Annotated in this window: 15 protein-coding genes and 1 tRNA gene; 4 read left to right on the top strand and 12 right to left on the bottom strand. The window is 40.9% G+C overall.

The features are described 5' to 3' along the window. Nucleotides 1-16: 16 nt before the first annotated feature. Nucleotides 17-364 (bottom strand): ribonuclease P protein component, encoded by a 348-nt coding sequence (rnpA, locus tag LRM50_RS02450; protein WP_243809726.1) that lies wholly within the window; start codon nt 362-364, stop codon nt 17-19. Between the two features lie 59 nt (nt 365-423). Continuing rightward, nucleotides 424-561, bottom strand: a complete 138-nt coding sequence (gene rpmH, locus LRM50_RS02445; RefSeq protein WP_129631950.1) for a 50S ribosomal protein L34 — start codon at nt 559-561, stop codon at nt 424-426. A 223-nt stretch (nt 562-784) separates the two neighbouring features. On the opposite strand from rpmH, the gene dnaA reads away from it, so the two are divergent. Together dnaA and dnaN are read left to right on the top strand one after the other, a co-directional pair. Then, the gene (gene dnaA / locus LRM50_RS02440; protein WP_243809725.1) at nt 785-2140 is read left to right on the top strand and encodes a chromosomal replication initiator protein DnaA; all 1356 of its coding nucleotides are present in this window, start codon (nt 785-787) and stop codon (nt 2138-2140) included. A gap of 245 nt (nt 2141-2385) precedes the next feature. Then, nucleotides 2386-3483 carry a DNA polymerase III subunit beta gene (gene dnaN / locus LRM50_RS02435; protein WP_243809724.1) on the top strand — a complete coding sequence of 366 codons (1098 nt, stop codon included), beginning with the start codon at nt 2386-2388 and terminating at the stop codon, nt 3481-3483. On the opposite strand, the gene LRM50_RS02430 is transcribed toward dnaN, so the two are convergent. The 10 genes from LRM50_RS02430 to LRM50_RS02385 form a co-directional block, all read right to left on the bottom strand. Continuing rightward, complete coding sequence (locus tag LRM50_RS02430; protein WP_243809723.1) at nt 3480-4190, bottom strand: PEGA domain-containing protein; 711 nt, start codon at nt 4188-4190, stop codon at nt 3480-3482. The genes dnaN and LRM50_RS02430 overlap by 4 nt on opposite strands. 17 nt (nt 4191-4207) lie before the next feature. Further along, nucleotides 4208-5473, bottom strand: a complete 1266-nt coding sequence (locus LRM50_RS02425; protein WP_243809722.1) for a lytic transglycosylase domain-containing protein — start codon at nt 5471-5473, stop codon at nt 4208-4210. 1 nt (nt 5474) lies between these two features. After that, the gene (locus LRM50_RS02420; RefSeq protein WP_243809721.1) at nt 5475-8462 is read right to left on the bottom strand and encodes a M15 family metallopeptidase; all 2988 of its coding nucleotides are present in this window, start codon (nt 8460-8462) and stop codon (nt 5475-5477) included. 17 nt (nt 8463-8479) lie between these two features. After that, nucleotides 8480-10339, bottom strand: a complete 1860-nt coding sequence (locus LRM50_RS02415; RefSeq protein WP_243809720.1) for a VirB4-like conjugal transfer ATPase, CD1110 family — start codon at nt 10337-10339, stop codon at nt 8480-8482. After that, nucleotides 10339-11214, bottom strand: coding sequence for a TraC-like domain-containing protein (locus LRM50_RS02410; protein ID WP_243809719.1), 876 nt, complete (start codon nt 11212-11214; stop codon nt 10339-10341). Before LRM50_RS02410 ends, LRM50_RS02415 begins: the two co-directional genes overlap by 1 nt. 9 nt (nt 11215-11223) lie before the next feature. Further along, complete coding sequence (locus LRM50_RS02405) at nt 11224-12135, bottom strand: PrgI family protein (RefSeq protein WP_243809718.1); 912 nt, start codon at nt 12133-12135, stop codon at nt 11224-11226. 29 nt (nt 12136-12164) lie between these two features. Beyond that, entirely contained in the window at nt 12165-14699 is a 2535-nt protein-coding gene (locus tag LRM50_RS02400) for a TrbL/VirB6 family protein (RefSeq protein ID WP_243809717.1), read from the bottom strand. A gap of 127 nt (nt 14700-14826) precedes the next feature. Then, a complete protein-coding gene (locus tag LRM50_RS02395) occupies nt 14827-17712 on the bottom strand; it encodes a hypothetical protein (protein WP_243809716.1) in 2886 nt (961 codons plus the stop codon). 68 nt (nt 17713-17780) lie between these two features. Next, complete coding sequence (locus LRM50_RS02390; RefSeq protein WP_243809715.1) at nt 17781-18899, bottom strand: hypothetical protein; 1119 nt, start codon at nt 18897-18899, stop codon at nt 17781-17783. A gap of 77 nt (nt 18900-18976) precedes the next feature. Beyond that, nucleotides 18977-19054: transfer RNA gene (locus LRM50_RS02385), tRNA-Asp, on the bottom strand. A gap of 103 nt (nt 19055-19157) precedes the next feature. Here LRM50_RS02385 and LRM50_RS02380 point away from each other — a divergent pair. Beyond that, nucleotides 19158-19529 carry a hypothetical protein gene (locus LRM50_RS02380; protein WP_243809714.1) on the top strand — a complete coding sequence of 124 codons (372 nt, stop codon included), beginning with the start codon at nt 19158-19160 and terminating at the stop codon, nt 19527-19529. Beyond that, nucleotides 19529-19966: a hypothetical protein gene (locus tag LRM50_RS02375; protein WP_243809713.1), complete on the top strand. Its 438-nt coding sequence runs from the start codon at nt 19529-19531 to the stop codon at nt 19964-19966. The genes LRM50_RS02380 and LRM50_RS02375 overlap by 1 nt, the downstream gene beginning before the upstream one ends. The last annotated feature ends 1 nt before the right edge of the window (nt 19967 follow it).

Here is a 19967-nt window from a genome sequence, read left to right as displayed (position 1 = left end):
TATAACAAAAAAGCGCCTATTTATACAGTTGAGCTTGAGAGAAAAGATTCTTTATCGTCTGTTTCAAATCTTTATGTGACATCGATAAAACTTCCGCCGAAAATATAATAACAGCCACATCTTGGTCATTTTTCATATTAGGAAGTTCCAAACGAATAATTTCATAAACACGTCGACGTATACGATTCCGACGTACCGCTGATTTTAGAACTTTTTTACTAACAACAACCGCAAACCTGCTATGACTTCGATACGGATTTTTTACGTATTTTATCGTGGCTATAGACGAACGAACCGCCTGTCCATTTTTATAGACAAACTTAAGACTGCCATGACCATGAAACCGATTACATTGTTGTAACATATTTTACAATTATATCAAAAAATCCCGCCTTCATCGACGGGATAATTTTTAGCTATCAATTAAATAGCAATTTTAGCGCGACCCTTTAGGCGGCGGCGCTTCAAAACCAGCCTACCAGCCTTGGTAGAAACTCGTGCCCTAAAACCATGCGTCTTTGCACGGTGTCGGGTGTGTGGTTGAAATGTTCGCTTTGGCATATCAACAAATAGTATATATTCTTTCAATACTTTTTGCAAGTCGACAATGACTTTTCCACTATCGACGTATATTTTTCCACAGTTTTAACAGATGAGAATTTTAATTGTGGAAAACTCTACCCCTGTTTTGGATGATAACATTTCTACTCCGTTCATACTTGTGGAAAACTCCCCATATTTGCTATAGTAAGGATAGTTAACAGAATTTGAGGGAGTAATTTTCGTGGATAGTCATGCGGTTTGGCAGGGTGTTTTAGGTGAGATTGAAGTAACTGTATCGTCTTCGTCGTTTACTGCGTGGTTCAAAAATACCAAATTGGAAATAATCTCCGACAAAGAAGTTCTTATAATTGCGCCGAATATTTTTGCTAGAACTCAACTTGAAAAGCGATTTCATCCACAAATATTAGAGGCCTTGGCTCACAACGGCATCAATGCCCCGTCTATTTCTTATAACGTCGAATCTAGCAATAAAAAACCGCGCGTTAATCGTGAAGTTGATAAAAGCGGACAAAAAGAACCAGCGAAGCCGCTGATTCTACCGTCGAGGAAATCTCATTCTAGCAATCTTAATCCCAGGTATACCTTTGACAACTTCATCGTTGGCTCAAGTAACGATTTGGCCTATGCTGCTTGCCAAGCGGTCGCCGCACATCCAGGAGAAAAATATAATCCGCTCTATCTTTATGGAGGTTCTGGACTTGGTAAAACTCACTTAATGCAAGCTGTTGGTAACGAGATAGTTAAAAAACAACCTTCGGCGCGAGTGCTTTACATCACTACGGAAACGTTTGTTAATGAGTTTCTGGATTCTATTCGTTTCAAGAAAAAAGGTTTTTCTGATAAATATCGCAATGTCGATGTCTTAATTGTCGATGATATGCAATTTATCGCCGGGAAAGAAAAAACTCAGGACGAATTTTTCCATACATTTAACGATCTTCATCAGAACAATAAGCAAATTATCATTAGCTCAGATAAACCGCCAAAAAGTATTCCTACTCTAACCGATCGTTTGCGTAGTCGATTTGAATGGGGTATGGCAATTGATATTCAGATGCCCGATTATGAAACTCGTTGCGCTATTGTTAAAGCGAAAGCCGAACTCAGCAACACCGAACTAGATTCCGATGTCGTAGAATATCTGGCGACCAACTTTAAGACAAACATTCGCGAACTGGAAGGCGCTTTGAATCGACTGCTTGCTTATGCGGAAATGCAGAATTTCACGCCTGATTTGGCGGCGGCTGAAGGAATTTTGGGAGATATTAAACGCAATAGACCACAACACATAACCGCCAAACAGATACTTGATAAGACGGCTCGTTATTATAATATTGACGTAAAAGATATGTGCTCATCCAGACGAGACAAATTTATCGCAATGCCAAGACAAATTGCGATGTTTCTTCTGCGTAGTGAGCTGAAAATGAGTTTTCCGAAAATTGCCCAAGAGCTTGGACGAAAAGACCACACGACCGCTATGCATTCAATTGAAAAAATTACTAAGGAAAGTCTTACCAACGTCAGTATTCGCGAGCAAATTAACGACATCAAGGATAAATTATATGTTCATTAATTGTGGAAAAGCTGTGCAGATGTTGTGTTTTCGCGGTGACTTACCAACACACAGATCTGTGGAAAGAAAACGACGAGTCGGCAGGCAGTGGAATAATACACAAATATCCACTATAAAGTCCACAAATAACACACAGAGTTTTCCACCTATTTTATCGCCACTTCACCCCTGTTTGAACACATTTTTTACCCAGTTTCCACAACGCCTATTACTATTAAGACTAATTAAAAATTAAGGAAAGTATAATGAAAGTATCAGTCACCCAAGAAAAACTTGCAAAAGCACTTAATCTAATCAAAGATATCGCATCAAGTCGCAATGAACTGCCGATATTGAACAATATTTTACTTCGTACTGATGGAGGAAGATTATTGATTGCTGGAACAAATTTGGAAATTGCTTCCACTCAATACATTGGTGCGAAAATTGAAGATCATGGATCTATTACAATCCCTGCCCGATTAGTGTCAGAATTCATTACAAACTTACCAAGCGGTCCGGTGCAACTTGAAACTAAAAACGAACATTTGCATATAACTTCAGGAAAATTCTCATCAGTTATCAATGGTGTGGTGGCTGATGAATATCCTGAGCTGCCTACAATTGATGAAAAGACCGCTATGCAATATGAAATTGACGTTGAGGATCTTAAGAAAGCCATAGTCCAAACAAAGTTGGCTGTCAGCTCTGACGTTACGCGAGCGGTGCTCACGGGAGTTTATTGGCATAATTATGAAGGGTCATTGTATCTGGCTGCTACTGATGGCTACAGGTTAGCAGAAAAGCGTCTGATAAAGTCGGATAATGAAGTTTCAGCTATTATTCCCGCTTCTACTCTGACGGAAGTCAGTAAAAGCGTCGGCGATGAGAAGAAAATTACGGTTCTTTTTGACGATTCTCAAGTTTGTTTTAAGACGGGAGATATGGAAATTGTTAGCCGATTGATTGACGGAAAATTCCCTGATTATCGTCAATTAATTCCATCAACTGCTGAAACTGAGATTGTTATTAAGAAGTCTGATTTTAGTCGAGTTACGAAAATTGCGGCGTTATTCGCGCGTGAATCTGGTGGTGGAATTACAATTACCGCGTCAGAGGAAAATTCTCTGCTTTCTATCCATTCGATTGCGTCTGAGCTTGGCGAGAATACTTCAGAGGCAACAGCCAAAATATCCGCAGACGGTCAAGTAACGCTTAATTCACGTTACCTAACGGAGGTTTTGAATATTATTGACGCAGATGAAATCGTATTTTCGTTCAATGGTAAATTATCGCCGTGTGTAATTCGAGAGCAGATAAAAAATCCTGATTATACACACATTATTATGCCGCTTAAGAGCTAAATATCTCTGTAGGTGTAGCACCAGTCGGGATTTGATCCTCTACATTGAACTGCAGCTCCTGTAGATTTCTCTTTCTCTGTTGGCCAGATGTGATTATTGACTTTGATGTCATAGTCTTCTTGGTTTATCCCCTTTTCTTTTAGCTTGGCAAACGCCTCGTCAATTTGAGAGCGATTAAAATAGTCCGTTACTGTTATACATATTCCTATAGTCTTATCTCCTCCAGATCGATATCTGTCGCATGGAAATATATAGAAATCTCTGCCGTGGATAGGTAAAGATTTGATAGCGGGATTTTTATTTTCCAATTGACGAGTAGCTTCTTTACCTTTTTTACCAGCTATACCCTCCTTGATATCGGTGTACTTGTCTTTTGCGTATTCTTTTTTAGCTTCATCTGTAATAGGTTCTAAGGCGAATATTATGTTTTTCTTCTCGTTTTTGTTAATATTTATTTCTGTAGTATAACTTTCAAATCCGTTGGCTGAGAAAGTAAATTTATGGTTGCCGTGCTTTACTTTAATATCTTTCCTTGATGAAATTCGCTGGTTTTTTACGTCACCATAAGACATCGTCAAGTTGTCGGGTATGGAATATACGTATATAGTAGCGTCGAATTGTAATAGATAAATTGCGTAGATTATAAGCGAGATGGATAATCCTACGAATGAAATAATAGCAATCTTAACTTTGCGATCTAATTGCATAAAAGTATTGAACATAATTATTTATTTAACCTCGCTACTACGTTAGTTGAATATCCCAATTGAGTTTGTACACGACCAATATTTGCGTATCTAGGAGGATGATCTCCAAGAGATGCTTCTACCGCAACGTTACCATCTCCTTGATCTCCGATATATATCATTGTGTGTCCGTATGATCCTGTACCACTATGGACTAATATATCACCAGGCTGAAGGTCGCTAGGAGATTTAGTATTTATGATGGTATATTTTGATGAATTCATTACATAATCTCTTTGGATGCTGGTGCCTGCTGGTGGGTAGTCTGGGTCAGCTCCACTGGCACGCATAACGGTAGCGACATATTTTCCACAGTCTGTCATATCGCCACCCGCTTCTGGGTTATATTTGGCACGAGCGTCTTCGTATGCCTGCGAGGATGTACCTGGATTGTCTTTATTTATAAGCCCTTTTGCTGTTTCTACTATATTTCCAGAATGAACGCCGCCACTATTTGCGCAATTTGATACATTAGCTGAGCTATTTTCACTACCACCTTCTCCTGTAGATGTTGGATCCTTGTAGTTCGGGTGACCTGATTTTGTAAAGTCGCTGTTAAATAGTTCGTAGATATTTTTAAGATAGTTTTGAGTTTCTGTTGGAGCATCAGTTAAGGGGCTGGAGTCAGACGTGTGGTTTTGAATATTACCTCCGCCCCAGTTGTAAGCACCCGCTGCATATAGAATTGTCATAGGTTCCCGCTTCCATGGGCTGCCAATATCCCCTAGGGGAGTGTTCTTGTCGGTACCCATATCTTTAATTAGATCTGCAGCTGCGAAAACTGCGTCATAAGGGTTCATAATATCAGCCTTGCCGTCGCCGTCTCCGTCTTCGGCGTGACCACTCCACGTTCCCGGCATAAATTGCATAGGACCACTAGCGCCAACCGGTGAAGATGCCCATTGAGAGTTTAGTGGTTTCCAAGTGTTTCCCTGTTCTGTTAAGTATAATGCTGCTAGAAAGTTAGGATTAACGCCGTGCTTTTCTGCTGCTGCGGAAAAAATTTTCCCCCAGTCCGACGGGATATTTTTAGATAATTCGGCTGACACAGATCCTGCAGCGTTAGCGCAATCAGCCTCTCCACTTTTATACCAGAGAATATCATTTGTAACATATGAGTCTGGATATCCTGTAGCTATTGCTATTGGCTGTGTCGCAATAGAGACGGATGCAATGAAATATATGAGAATAGATAATTTCTTGCGCGTGAAATAGTTTACCTTGTATCTAATATTATGACTCATTTTAAACCTTCCTTGCATACTCCCAGTGCCACGGCTCAGGCTTACTACCGCCAGGCTTTGCCCAAGGCGGATTAACGTAGCCGTATTTATGTGCGTTCGCCTCGAGCCATTTATATGCGGGAGAATCAAAACCTCCAACATTAATGTCTGCAGCAAGACCCCAACCGTGTTTTGATATGCATGGAGGGGCTGGAGCCGCTCTTGATCCTAGTTCTTTACTGTATCTAATTTGTGTTGCGCAATCTCGATATGCTTCATTAATGGTTAAGTCTGATCCGTTATCGGCTTTGTATGCTTTATTCATTTCTTCCATAGCTGTAGCTGCTTTTTTGTGCATCTTATTTTCTGATGAAAAAGATAGAGCTTGTAAATCTGAATCTGGAATTTCTCCGTTGCTATGGCCTCCCCATCCGTCTTGTTGTGCTTCTTCTAATTGCGGCTCACCAACTGCCTCGCCATTATCTGGGGCTTTAGTCGTGGTTGAAGGAGCGTCTTCTTCGTCATCTTCACCATTGATTGATTGGGCAATTTGGAAATCAATTAGCAATACTGACATTGCGGAAAGCTTTCTATCGTCGTATTGCTTAGCGGAATTTTCAGTTCCAAATGACTCATTTGTAATATCTTTCCCTTCTTCATCTTTATATGTTTTTTCAGTAATTTTTGCGACACGTGTTGAATCTGATGGCGCTGTACACCCGCCATTACTAAACCAATAGCTTCCGGTGCTAGCATCTCCACAGTCTTCTACAAAGTCATGAAGAGGAGTGTCTTTAACTATATATCCATTATTCATGAGATCGGATATATCTGCGCCATCTGGAATGTCCATATCTTTCTGTATCCATCCTTCATCTTCGGCAATTTGAATAGCTTCCTCTACTGACATGTTTGCTTGGCTGTTGGTTATACCAGTACACGGTAATCCTGCCATATTCACGGCTGGATCTTCCGATGACCCACTGCCCATAGAAAAGTCTTTTGCATATCCGCAATATTTATCAGAATACATACCGCTTGCTGCTTTTGCAGTGGACGAATAAGATAGTGCCATAGAAGGTAGCCTGAGAATATTAGATAGCATTGCTACTGGAGTTTTACTATAAGTTCCATTAGCCATCATCATATTGCCCATATTATGGAATATACTACCTAAGAATGTATATCTACTGGATGTATCAAATGGACTTAATGAGGCGATATCCATTTCTTTTTGGAATTCTTCGTTGGCTATTTGGATTCCGTTGAATTCTGCTAATTGGCTCATTTTAAGCCCTGGTAACATCTGCCCCATAGATCCGCTTGCAAAGAATGCTGCCGCTCCGACGCCAAGTGCATCACCCAAATCCTTATACTGAGCATTATTTGATGTAAGCATACTTACTGCCAATTCTTTGAGGACTCTCTTTACGGTATCGCCAACGGCATACTTAAGTAGTTCTGTGGTTACTGTGGCTAATGTCTTTTTTGCAATCCACTTTGCTAATGATGTTAATCCAAAAGTGGCTGCCCCGGCAGCGTCTATTGTTAGATCTACTATTTGAGAAGTGTACATAGCAACTGGACTTAGTATATAATTGCACACTGGTTCGCTAGCCTCTTCGGCGGAATTGAGAGTGCGAACTATAGGATTTGTAGCTACTGAATATCCAGGAATGTAGTTTTTTGCAATTCCAGGCTTGTTGTTATTTACGCCCATTGCTGATAGTAAATACGGAGAATCCAATGCCGATCCTTCGGCGTTATCGGACCCCTTCATCTTTCCTCTTTCGGTTAGCATAGTGCCGATGGTTTCCATCGTTTCCTGAGAGAATCCACTGCCACTAGAGTCGAGTCCAGAAGCCTTAGCTTGTGAACCAGGAGATAATATTACATCCATAACTAGCCCTAATAAAGGTACTAACTGAATCGCTGCTACTCCTGATGCGATGATGTTGGGAAGTTTTAGCGCAAGGCATATTCCTGCTGCCGCGACGTATACTAGCCCGCCTTTTTTTAGTTTCTCTGTTGATTTTGTAACTCTTTCATTGATTCCACCGATAGCCTTGTCGTCGTTAAAGCCTGGTAATTTTTCTTTAAGTTTATTTGCCTTTTCTTTTACTCCGAGTTTTTTGTCAATTTTTGAAATTGCACTATTTCTTTTAAGACCAAATTTCTTGTAAAGCCTACTTATATGTTTTCCTGTCCAGGCGCGGAAACGCATTTTAAATAAGCCGGTTCTGCCATAGACTTTACTGGCAATTTTACGATTCTCTTTCTTCAGCAATTCGTCTTTTAATTTCGACGACTCAATAGGTTTCCCATCGTTTAGTCCTTCCACCTTCCAGTGTGTTGGTTTTTTTTCTGGATAACCAGTTTTCTTCAGCTTCATTTCATTGCCATCAGCATCGACTGGAATAATTCCCGATTTCTTGAATTTCGTTAGTGCTTTATAGGACAATTTTCCTGTTCTACATCGTATCTTCTTACTGCTATTAGCACAGATTCCTGGGCCATCTTTAGAATCCAGGAATCCGTTCATAACCTGTTTACTTCTGGATATTTTAGAGGGTGTAGCGGAGTCATTTTTCCAGGTGAAATTCTCCATAATATTTTGTAGCATTGTCGCTGGGCTAAGAAATATTCCCATAATTCCACCGCCCAGTCCTAATATTCCGGCAATAGCTGCAATTGGTCCGCGTTTTTTCAGTAAAGACTTGAATGTCACTGGACTTTTCTTTTTTCCCGCAGATGGCTGATAAAAACCGTTGCCTGGAACAGAAGATTCTTGGTTATTAACGGCAGCGCTGGCGGAATCGTTTTGATTAGAATTCAAATCCGAATCTTTATTATCAAACTGAGATTCAAGGTCATTTATGGCATCTTTTTCGCGATCACTTAGCTCTGACCCGCTGTCGTAGTCAGCCGAGATTTGATCAAACTTAGCCTGTTCAGCAGGATTTAATCTGCTGTCAGTTTCGGAATCTGTCGTATAATCAACTCGTGCCATATTTTCTCGCTATTTTTCTACACCGCTCCGTAGCCGCCGACTGGTGAATCTGACGGTTTTATTTGTTGTGATACAGGATTTGTATTGATCAAATTATATTCGGTGTCACTAGCCTGAATTTGAATGTGAACGTGATTTTGTCCAGCAAAGAATAATCCTTGCCCAACTGGGAAATTGGCCAGTCGTTTCTGCTCTTCGTCTGTCAATTTAAACACTTGCGCCAAAACGTCAACGGCGCTGGCAGACTGTTTCAAAAGTAGCTGCATCGAGGAGTTGGAAACGATTGCTCGCCCCATTTTACTTCCGACGAAGTCTTCCACATCCTGCGTGATAGTCGTTAAGCCTAATTGATATTTGCGGGCGCGCTTGGCTAATGAGAATAAGAAGTTGGCAGAATCGTCATATTTCATCAGTTGCCAAGCCTCGTCAACAATCAACATACGTTTCCTCTGGTCGGTACGCGTAATATTCCAGATGTGATTCAGAACAATATACATCGCCGTTGGTCGCAGTTCATCTTCCAAGTCGCGAATGTTAAAGACAACCATATTATTATTAATATCAATATTACTCTGTTGCGAGAATATTCCAGCAAACGTTCCAGAGGTAAATTTGCGAAGTCGCTGAGCCAGGCTTGGACCAGTTCCGCCCATGTGAAGCAAGGTGTCGTATAGGTCGGAAATCGTCGGTGGCGTAGAATTGTGCGTCAATGGATCCGAAGTAATGCCGACGCGCGCGTAAGTGTCGATTAATGCTTGATCAATATCAGCTTCTTCCGCTGGTGATAGTCCTGCTACAACTTGTCCACCAGCTCCTGTTCCTGCACCACCCAGCATTTGCCTGAGTAGCCCGTGTAATGTCACTAAATTAGCTCGCAGTGCGTCATCTGCTTCATCAGTATCAATAACACGCGGCAAATCAAACGGATTGATTCTCGTGTCACTACTTAAGCTCAATCGAATATAGCTGCCACCAACTGCGTCGCATAGTTTTTGGTACTCATTTTCTGGGTCAATAATCACAATATCAGCCCCGACCATCATGCTTCTTAAAGCTTCCAACTTAACGGTAAATGATTTACCAGCACCAGATTTAGCAAACACGACCATATTGGCGTTTTCCAGAGAGAATCTGTCAAAAATCACCAATCCATTATTATGCATATTAATTCCGTAAAGCACGCCCTTATTGTCCGTCAAATCGGCTGAAGTGAATGGGAAGCTGGTTGAAATTGCACCAGTATTCATGTTGCGGCGAATCTGTAGTTCATCAGTCAATTGTGGAATAGAACTATTCAATCCCTGCTCCTGCTGGCTGGAAGCCACTTTTGAGAACACCAATTGCTGACCAAAAATAGTTTCAATTTTATGTTGGATGAAGTTTAGTTCGTCCAAGCTGTCGGCGTAAAGCGTGATATATAAGCCATAGCGGAAGAACTTTTCGGCGCCAATCTGCAATTGATCGCGCAATTCTTCAGCGTCTTGCAAAGCCGCTTCCAAGCCTGGATCGCGCACCTTTCCCTTTTCCATGTTTATATTCATGGTTGCTTCCAGCTGAGTAACTTTTTTGCGCAGGTTATTCAGAACAATTTGCGTATCGACTGGATAAATGAACATACTGATATCCAGCACTTCATCGATGTTAATGATTGAGCTAAGCCAGCCGGTGTAGATTTGGCGAGGATAGCCATAAACATACATCGTGCGGCCATATTTTGAGCCAAGTCGAAAATGGTCAGAATGAAGTTCAATACTACTTGGCGCGATAAAATCACGCAAAGTTCTAACACCAGTTAAGAAGGCTTGCTCGACTTCGGCTTGCTCCCTTGCTCGTTGCTGAGCAGCAATATCAACGGCATCTAATTTCTTCTTTGCCATTATGACCTTCCTCCTCTCGGTGATGGACCAGTTCCCTTAGTTACGTAAGTGGTCGTAAGTTCGCTTGGGTCAATTTCTTCTAGTGATTCACGTGACGACGTGTCGGGATTATATGAAGTGTAGAACAACTCGCCCAATTGTCGAGTATTCAATTGCCAACTTTTTACGCCCATTTGGAATAGTCCGTTCATAACCGAATCAACGCGGTTTTTAATTTCATCTTTGGCTTTGGTGTAAGTAATTTGGTCAATTTTTGTTACGGTTGCCTCTTTTTTCCCACTGAAGAAGCTATTGAACAATCCCTTAGTCTGTTGTTTGAAGGCATTTTCCTCGCCAGCTGGATAATATGGGACGACAACATAAAAACTCTTATCCATAATGTTTGCTTCTTGCGCCAGAATATCAATGAAATCCATATAATCGTCCATTAGGACGTTGAGGAGCATATTGTCTTGATTGCGTCGAATTTCAGCCAATCTGTCCAGATACGGACCAATGTCCACGCGGCGTGAACGGATAAGAACCTGAATTGGGAAATATAGAGAGTTGATGAAGTTTTGATAGCTGAACTCAATTCCCTCTCTTTCGCGTGAACTCATCAGATCAAAGTTGATTGATTCACATTCCACTACCGCCCGAAAACTGCCATCGCTCATGATGATCATATTTTCGCGCATCTCAGAAAAAAGCAGCGTATTCTGAGTGCTAATCGGTCCTTTTTGCTTCTTATTTTCAGGGGTTTTATCTGGAGATGGCGCGGTTGGACTTGGTCCCGAACCAATTGCCCCTGATGGCTGCTGAGAGACACCAGGAAGAGCCGCATTGGTTTGCGGAACCTGCTGATAAGATTGTTGATTTTGTAACTCTGGTTGCATAAACCCCACCTAACGTAGTGAAATCACCACTTCCTCATCTGATAATTTATTTTCTTGCTGAATTCGATTTGCCTCACGCGCAATTGTTTCAATCGAGAGGTCGCGGTTATTTGCCAGTTCTATTATAGCAGGTGACACCTCATTTACGCTAGTTTGCGGCGTAGTTGTCGGTCGAGTTTGAGCTGGAGCGCTCGCGGCAGGCCGTTCGGACGCTGGATTTAATACAGATTGACGCATCGTTGGGTACGGATTCATTTGTAGTGGTGTGGCTGGAGCAGGATTATCTGGCTGAGATGATTGAGGTGGTTGCGCGGGAGGCGGCGTAGCAGATTGCCCTGTTTGCATCTTTTGGATAACTTCTTGTCGCCTACGAACATCTGACTGATTTATTAAATGATTGATATTTTGCGCCGTAGCACTATTTTCATCCAATATGTCGTTGGCTGCCTGTCCTTCGTTGAATAAATCGGCACGCATCGAGCTATTCGGATTATTGACGCCACGAATTGACCAACCTTGACTGTCTACCAAATTCGCCAAATATGACAATCTTCGCTGGACTTCGGCTTGATCATAATTATTACCGTAAGTCTTTTCCTCGACTTTTGGCGCGATAACTTCGACTAATCTTTCAATTCCATCAGGCTGCCATAGTCGCTTTTTTGGTTTTAGCATAAAAGAAATAACTGCCGCCAAATAAACTTCCATTGGCTGGTCTTTTTTAAGAGGTAAAGCCAGGGCTCCAAAGAATAAAATTATCGGCACAGGAATTATTGCCAAGGGTAGAAAAATTGTACTCAAACCGTACGCAATAGCGATTCCGATAACAGCTATAATTAAGAACACAAACTGTCGGAAACTAAACGGCCCGAGCAGTTTGTCCTCCGCCTCGACATCTTGAGGAACTTTATACACCGACATACTGCTTATATTATATCAAAATATGGGGATTATAACATGTTGCGGAAAATCTTAAATTGTTCTTTAGTTGCTTTAGTTGCATTGGCCGATAGTCTCTTGTCGGTAAGAATTGTGTCGATAGCTTCCTTAAGATCTTGGCGTCCCTCATTAGTAAGAACAGATGTAGTATTTACAGCTTCCATTAATAACTTAACAGCATCAGCATCCGTAGTCGCTAAAGTTTCTGGTTTATATTTACCGCCTTGTAGCCAGTCAGCGAAGTAATTCATGAGGTCGTCCCTGTTATTAATATCACCCTTTAGCATATCGTCAATAAGCTTACCGCCCAAGAATGACGCCTTATTCTTTACACCAGATTCTGCTAATGCTGAAGCTGCGGAAGAGTAGAATTCTGGCGGCAATTCACTAAGAAGTTCGGCAACTTCCGCTGCGGTACCGTATTTAATCTGCTCTTCAATTGCAGCTTCACGTACAAATATACTATCTCCAGATAAATTAACTCCACCAGGAAGACTTATAGATACTTTATCTAGGGCTAATCCCTGCCTCTGTTTTGCATCCAATTTGTAGTGCTTTATAATTTGGCGAGCCTCATCAATTGACTTGGCATATTCGCTACGGCTGGTTGCTATGGCTGAAGCTAAGGCTGCATTTGCACCAATCAAATTGCCATTTGCATCTTTGAATACATTGCCGCCAGCCCTCTCCCGAAGTTCCTTGCTGTTTATCAATTGCTCTGCAAATTCACTATGCTGCTGGCGTTGAGCGTTATTCTTAATTAGTCCAGACACTGCAATTTCGGTTTCTAGGTCTTTAATATCATTCATGAATGCAGTTTGCTGCTGATGAGCTTTCAAATCTTGTCGAGTTGCATAGGTAGCTGACACGGCTCGTAGAGCGCGATCGTACAGAGGTCTCTTCCCATACGTATCAGTTGGTGCGTGACCCAGCGTAGCTTCGGTGTAGCGATTGTCATCTTGTGCGGATAACAGATCTGCACGCCTGGAAGCCTGCCTGGCCTCTAAGTCTAACTTCTTATACCTGGCTGTATCTCTAAATGAATTCTCGGCATTTTTCTGTGAAGTTTCCAGATCTTTTTTGAGTGCTCTACCTTTATGATCTGCCCAACGGCGTAAACGATTTGGGTTGAATCGCGCCATATTGGGGTTAGCCAGTTTCTTGTTTTTAATGGTCTCACGACGATCTTTAGACCAGTTCTTAGACCTGTCGTATAATCCCTTATTCTTGTCATTAACAAACCCAGCGAATTTACCCAATACTCCGCCGCTAAGTTTCAAGACGATAGGAGTTAAGGCTAATGGTATAACTTGAACTGCCATTCCTAAGATTTGCATTATTCCACCATTTGCTCCAGTGGCGTTTTGGATAATTATTATTCCAGCCAATTGTGCCCCACCGAATATTACAGCGAATGCCGGGAAAAATACTAACATTGTAAAGAATAAGTCTCGCCATTTCTTAAACCATTTTTCTGTGCCAGGAAGTAAATAGCAAACGAAGGCTAAAGGTGAAATGATAATTAGGATTACAATTAAAGCTTGACGTGCTGCCATAATTAGAAGCACTAAGAGAAGCACTAGACCTATTCCTACTAATGCTGATAGTGCCAATGGTAGTAGTTCTGCTCCCATAGCCACTGTTGCGACCACCCCACCAGCTAAAGCTCCGTTGGATAATATCATCACAATAAGTTCTGACCATGTCCAACCTACGCCCGTATTTTCTCCTACGGTGGATATTGTGTTTTTAATCCCCATGAAAGCGTCTTGGAAAGCGTAACCAGTTACGTTTGACAAGTCTAGCAATACAGCACAAAACGTGAACGATAAATTGACCAACACCGCCGCAATTACTAACCTAGGGAGCATTTTTTTAACGCCGTAATTGCTAATTCCTACAGAGGTCAATTGTGAGTAGATAATCACCAGAAACGCCACGATAAACGCCACGTTGCTAATGTTTCGCATAATGACCCACGCCAGATAAATTCCGCTGTTTTGGTTGGTTGTTTCTAAAGGCTTAGTTTTTAAGAATTCCTGAAGTGCACTGTACATAAGATCAATACCATCAGCCAGCCAGTTAGAAACTGGACATATAAACCATCCTATTCCCTGCACGTCACAAGAAGTGCTGGTTGAATTTTCAGATGGCGATTCAATTGAAATAGTTGAAGTGCTGGTTTGTTCGTAGGTGTTCGGTGGCGTAAATGAATAAACCGCGTAAGTCGCGGAACTTAGTGAAGATATTTCGCTTGATGGGAAATAAATAACCTTGGTTTCTTTTTTATTCTTATCTTCATTAACATAAACAAGCGAATTATCAGGTAGGTTAAATTGTTTGATCTTTTTATCATCACTTATTTTTGTATATTTTTCTTTATTATAGGTTAAATTATGACCGCTCCATTCTGCGTCTACGGCGTAAACAGAGATTGAGTGTGTTAAGGTATTAAGAAAAATGCCCACCAGCATCCCTGCTATCAGCAATATAAACCACTGCAGCCACTTGTTAAGAAGCTGCTTACGGGAAATTAACCACTCCATCTGAGGTTATATTAGCATTTTTGATGGAAAAAGTCAAGAGAAGAAGCTGTGTATGATTTTTTCTTGCTTAATGCCTTATGCTGTATTTATTTGCCGTATTTATTGACCTCTTCTGTAGTAGGAATAATTATCCCCCAGAACTACTATTATTCTCATTATTATTCTCATTATTATTATTATTATTCTTATTATTAGCAATTTTATTTAATGCTTGAACGACTTCTGGGTCAAGCTTAGCAAAAGTTGATCCTGATGGGTTTATTGCACTTGTCGCTTGGTCACTGCTTATGCCGCCACCGTTAATCCTAGCAAGCTGGGAACTTTTTGTCATACCAGTAAATTTATCTAGGGAAATAGACTCTTTCGCTGCCGCATTATGAGCACCATCTATAGTTGAGCCTTGTCCGCTTGCCCACTTTAGTAATCCAGGGTCCTTATCGAATACACTGCTATTAGACTCTTGAATATTGCTTCTAAGTTTCGCACTCATGTCGTCGCTCATGTAGCGTTTAGATTCACTTTCACTAATCGCCTGATTATGTGCGTCAATACCCCCTGGACCTCGACCAGACAAGAGTATGTTTTGTGCGGCTCGAGCTTTTACATCGTCTCCGTTTTTGATGGCATCAGATAAGGCAGATTTCAATTCTTGTATGGAAGCATTTCCGAAACTTATTTGTGCGTTTTTAACTTCTGTAGAAATTAATGAATGAGTCATCTCTTGAATTCGCGCCTTTGATCCAGGCAATTCTAAGCTACGCAGTCTGCTATCATATTTTCCAGAGGCAAGAGATTCTTTGAACCCTTTATCTGCGTATGCTTCATAGTTTGCTTGATCAATTTGACGAAGTTTTTTATTGTCATTGAACCGCTTCATGGCTTTATGGGCGCCGATAGTGAATGGATTTTTTCGTCCACCTATACCCTTACTTAAAAACTCTGCCTTCCTAGATGACATCATGCCTGAAGCTGTATTTGACACTAATCCGCCAAGCCGTGAAGCACCCAATTTATTAGCAAAGCCACCAATGCCACCTATGATTTTGCCCATGATTGAGTTGGATTTTATAGCTATAACAGCTACCATAAATGTTCCAATAAATAGTGCAGCTAAAGCCATGAGTCTCTGTATACTACTAGACTCCCCTGATCCTAGCGTGAGTGAAGCTGCAAACTTTAGTCCGCCATAATATATGGATGCTAGAGGATAAAGAAAAACCAATCCAGTAAACATGCTTTTCCATTTGTCAAATAGTTTTTGAGTATTTGGCAATACCCAAGCCACTAAAGCTACAGGAGAAAAAATAGCCAATATAGGAATAAGCATAGATCTTACTTGTAGTGCTAACAGGCCCGCTATAATTCCAATAATTGCTGGGATGATCATGGCGCCCAAGAACAATATTATGGCAGGCCAACCCAATACTGCACCAGCCGCTAAGGTGACTCCAACACTACCAACAACAGTAGCAGAAAGAAGTATAGAATCTAATAATACAGACCATCCATTTGCTGCTTTAAGCCCAGAGTATGATTCAAATCCACTAAATATACCGTCTATACTTTTACCGGTGATATTAGCAATATCAATTATCACCTGCATGAGATAGTAAGATATATTAATAGCTACCGCCACAATAACAAGTCTTGGTAGCATTTTTTTGATACCGTAATTGGATATTCCAATGTTTGATACCTGAGATATAACAATTCCTAAAAATATAACGACTAATATAGCGTTAGCTAAATCGCGCACCTTTGTCCACGAGTCGTAATAGGCTCCACTTCTATCAAGGGGGTTGTTGATTAGAAGAAATTCAAAAATAGACCAAGCCCCATCTGCAAAACCAATAGCGACGTTTATCGCTGGACATATAAACCACCCCAATAGTCCGCTATCCAGCACATCTCCGCAGTCCTTTTTATCTTCTTTGTCTGACGCGTCAGGATTCTCCACCTTTGCAGACTGGCCTTTTTGGCAGGCGGCAATTGAGTTGGGATCTGCATATGTCGTTTGGCAATAATTTGCGTCGTCTTTGTGAGAAGCTCCGTCTTTACAGGCCTCTAGCTCTTTCCCCGCCAGCCCCGCGCATGCAGTGTCTGTGGCTGACTGTTTTAGAGCTTCTTGATACTTTGGCGCTGACTCCACTAGGCGCTGGTATATATTCATACACTGCCATTCAGGAATTTTTGCGTCATAATGATCCTGTGGCCATTCACGGTTATTTGATCCGCCCACATTATAACCCTGCCCGATGCCAGGTAGGTAATATGAGTTAGTTAAATTTCCGTTACCATCTACATCTGGTATTTCCCAATCTTTCGAGTCGTGTCGTTGAGGTTGAGGATTGCCGTCTTTTACGCAACCTTTTATCATGGACCTCGAAACCAGATATTTTATGCTAGGATCGGAGTTCTCTGAGTCTTTTTTATATCCAGAAAGACTTGCTAATACACCAAATATTTTATTTTCTGGATATACTGATCCCGCTCTAGTATATCCTAGGTCAACGGGATCAAGAAGTGGTCCAGTATCATTTATGCATGAATCTAAGCTATCTTTGCCTCCTCCCGATCTTCTATAGCCTATTTCACAAAGGAGCACCTCTGCAGCAGATGATCTTCCCTTTGGTTGTATGTTGAACTGACTAATAGCGGCATTTATTAATTCCGAATTACATTCAAAATACCCACCAGAGCTATTATATCCAGCGAATCCCGGAAAAGTTCCCACATATACTGAAGGTTCATTTTCCCAAATATCACCCTTTTTTACCTTATCTATGCCGTGAATAAATTTGTCATGTTTTTTTGCTTCCATAAAGCAGGCGTTCATGACGCGTGCATAAACATAGAACTTATATTTTCCTTGAGTATTGAGACTGTCAAAATATCCGGCAGCAAATGTAGGTAAAGAGGTTAATAATGTAGAAATTGGTAATATAAATAAAGCGCTCACGCACAAATATAAAACTATATTCTTAAAGACGTTTCTACGATCGTACCCACTCATAAACATAATCACCTTCATTTAATCATATATGAAGGTGATTATGCAAATAATTATACAAAATAAGTACTTTATTGATCTTGGGTTTTTATTGTCGTCTCTTTGCCGTCTTCCTTGTAGTTGAATCCTTTGTAGCTTAGTTCCATGTGTATTATCCATGCGCCTGTGCCTAGATTTGCGTCGTTGCTATGGTTATTGTCGCCATATAGACTATCGCCTCGTTTGTGGTGAGTAACCAGTGCCTTAAGTACGCTATTTGATTCAATATCTCCTGAATCATTGTTGAGCCCATCAGTCCTATAAAAATTAGTACCAAAAAGTCCGTACCTATCGATTTGCACATCTCCAGCACCGGTCCCATAGGGATTCCTCAAGTCTTTGCCGTGATACCATGCTCCGTAGCACCCTTCTTCACTAGCTTTTGCCTGTAAAACGGCAGAAGCTTGAGTTCCTGGAACAGAAATGGGATAAAAGTCCTTTGGATCATCTAGGTTAGCTCCTATAGATAGTCCAAGGTGATTCATGTAATCCTTAAAACCTTGACGATAATCCTCGTATACAAAAGTTTCTGCCATAGAATTGGTAATAGTATCTACTGATGTTTTGTCAAGACCATATTCTGGGTTTTGCAACATACTTGTCACAGCAATTACTGACCCTACTTGAGAGCCTAATTTATCTGCAGCATCTTTTTTTTCAACTGAAATACAATTCTGAAGTGTAGGGATTTTTTCGTCTATATGCGGAAATGAAAAGCCTTGTTTTTTAATAAATTCTGTTAATGTTTCTAACGGTTCTTCACCTCTATTTAGCTTATCTGCCGTTTCGTCAACATCTACGGGTTTTTGAGGCATAACTTCTCTGTATTCTTGTCGTACCTGCTCTGGGTTTAATAGTGGTGGAGTAGTTGTCTCTGGCGTTGGACTCTGAACTTCCTGCGCTGTGGATGTTGTAGTGTCTGGAGTTGGCTCACTGTGAGTCTCACCGCAGGCTGACATTGGTAATATGCTGGTAGCAGCAATAGTGAGCGTAGCTATAGCTTTTCTTAGTAGAGGGTTTGTTTCTTTTGAATCGCTTGGGTTAAATTGTTCACGATTTCGAACCATAACGCTTGGGATCCTTCCTCTGACATTGTCAGATATTTTATTATAAAAACTCCTTAGACCTTCCAGTCCAATTGGTGATATCATAACACAAATTGTACAAAAATGCAATAAATATGGTATATTTTCCATAAAAAAACACCCTATCAGGGTGAAAATATCTGTGGCGCGCTCGACCGGATTCGAACCGGCGATCTCCTCCGTGACAGGGAGGCGTGATAGGCCAACTTCACTACGAGCGCATATCAATATCCCTTATATTATCAGATTACTTCTGTCTTTTCAAGGAAAATGTTTGCTTTTTTCGCTTGACTATTTTACAATTTAGGTATAAGAGAAAATTTTATGACAAAAAGAAATATTGTAATCAGTATATTTATCGCAACAGTAATCGCAGGGAGCGTTTTTATACCCAGAATAGCTTTGGCCGCCAGTTGCGGTGGCGCGGAAACCTCTGTTATTTCTTGTGACGGCGAAGGCAGTACGGCAATTATCAACATAATCAAGCAAGTTATTAAAATCTTAACCGCTGGAGTTTTGGTTGCGGCAGTTGGTGCTGTTATATACGGCGCATTCTTATATACCACTTCTGAAGGTAGTCCTGATAAGATAAAAAAAGCACGTGAAGTCTGGACGAATACTGTCATTGGGATAATAATGTTTGCGTTTATGGTGGCAATTACTAACTTTATTATTCCAGGAGGAGTTTTCGATTAATGAAGAAGATTATAATAGCGATGTCTTTAATGATTATAGGGTCGTTTGGGGCGAGCGTAACTTTCCCGAATACTTCTTTTGCGGAAGGTGAAATTAATGAATGTGATAAAAAAGGTAAAATTTTAACATTAAAGCCGTGGTATTATGGATTGACGAAAGGTGACTGTTCTATTAAAGATATTGGTTCAGACGCTGATTCACAGGCAAAATTTATCTGGAAAATCGCGCTTAATATCGTTGATGATTTGCTGCAACTTATTGGTTATACGACCGTTGGATATATTATATACGGCGGATTCTTGATGATGACCAGTAACGGTGCTCCAGATAAGGCCGCACATGGGCGAAAGACTATTATGAGTGCCGCGATCGGTCTGGTTATTGCCCTAGCTTCTGTTGCGTTGGTTAACTTTATATCATCAAATATAGGGGTATAGA

This window comes from Candidatus Nanosynbacter sp. TM7-053, assembly GCF_022828375.1.
Lineage (GTDB): Bacteria > Patescibacteriota > Saccharimonadia > Saccharimonadales > Saccharimonadaceae > Nanosynbacter.
The sequence above is the reverse complement of the archived record's forward strand: the minus strand, read 5'-3'. Positions and strand labels throughout refer to the sequence as shown.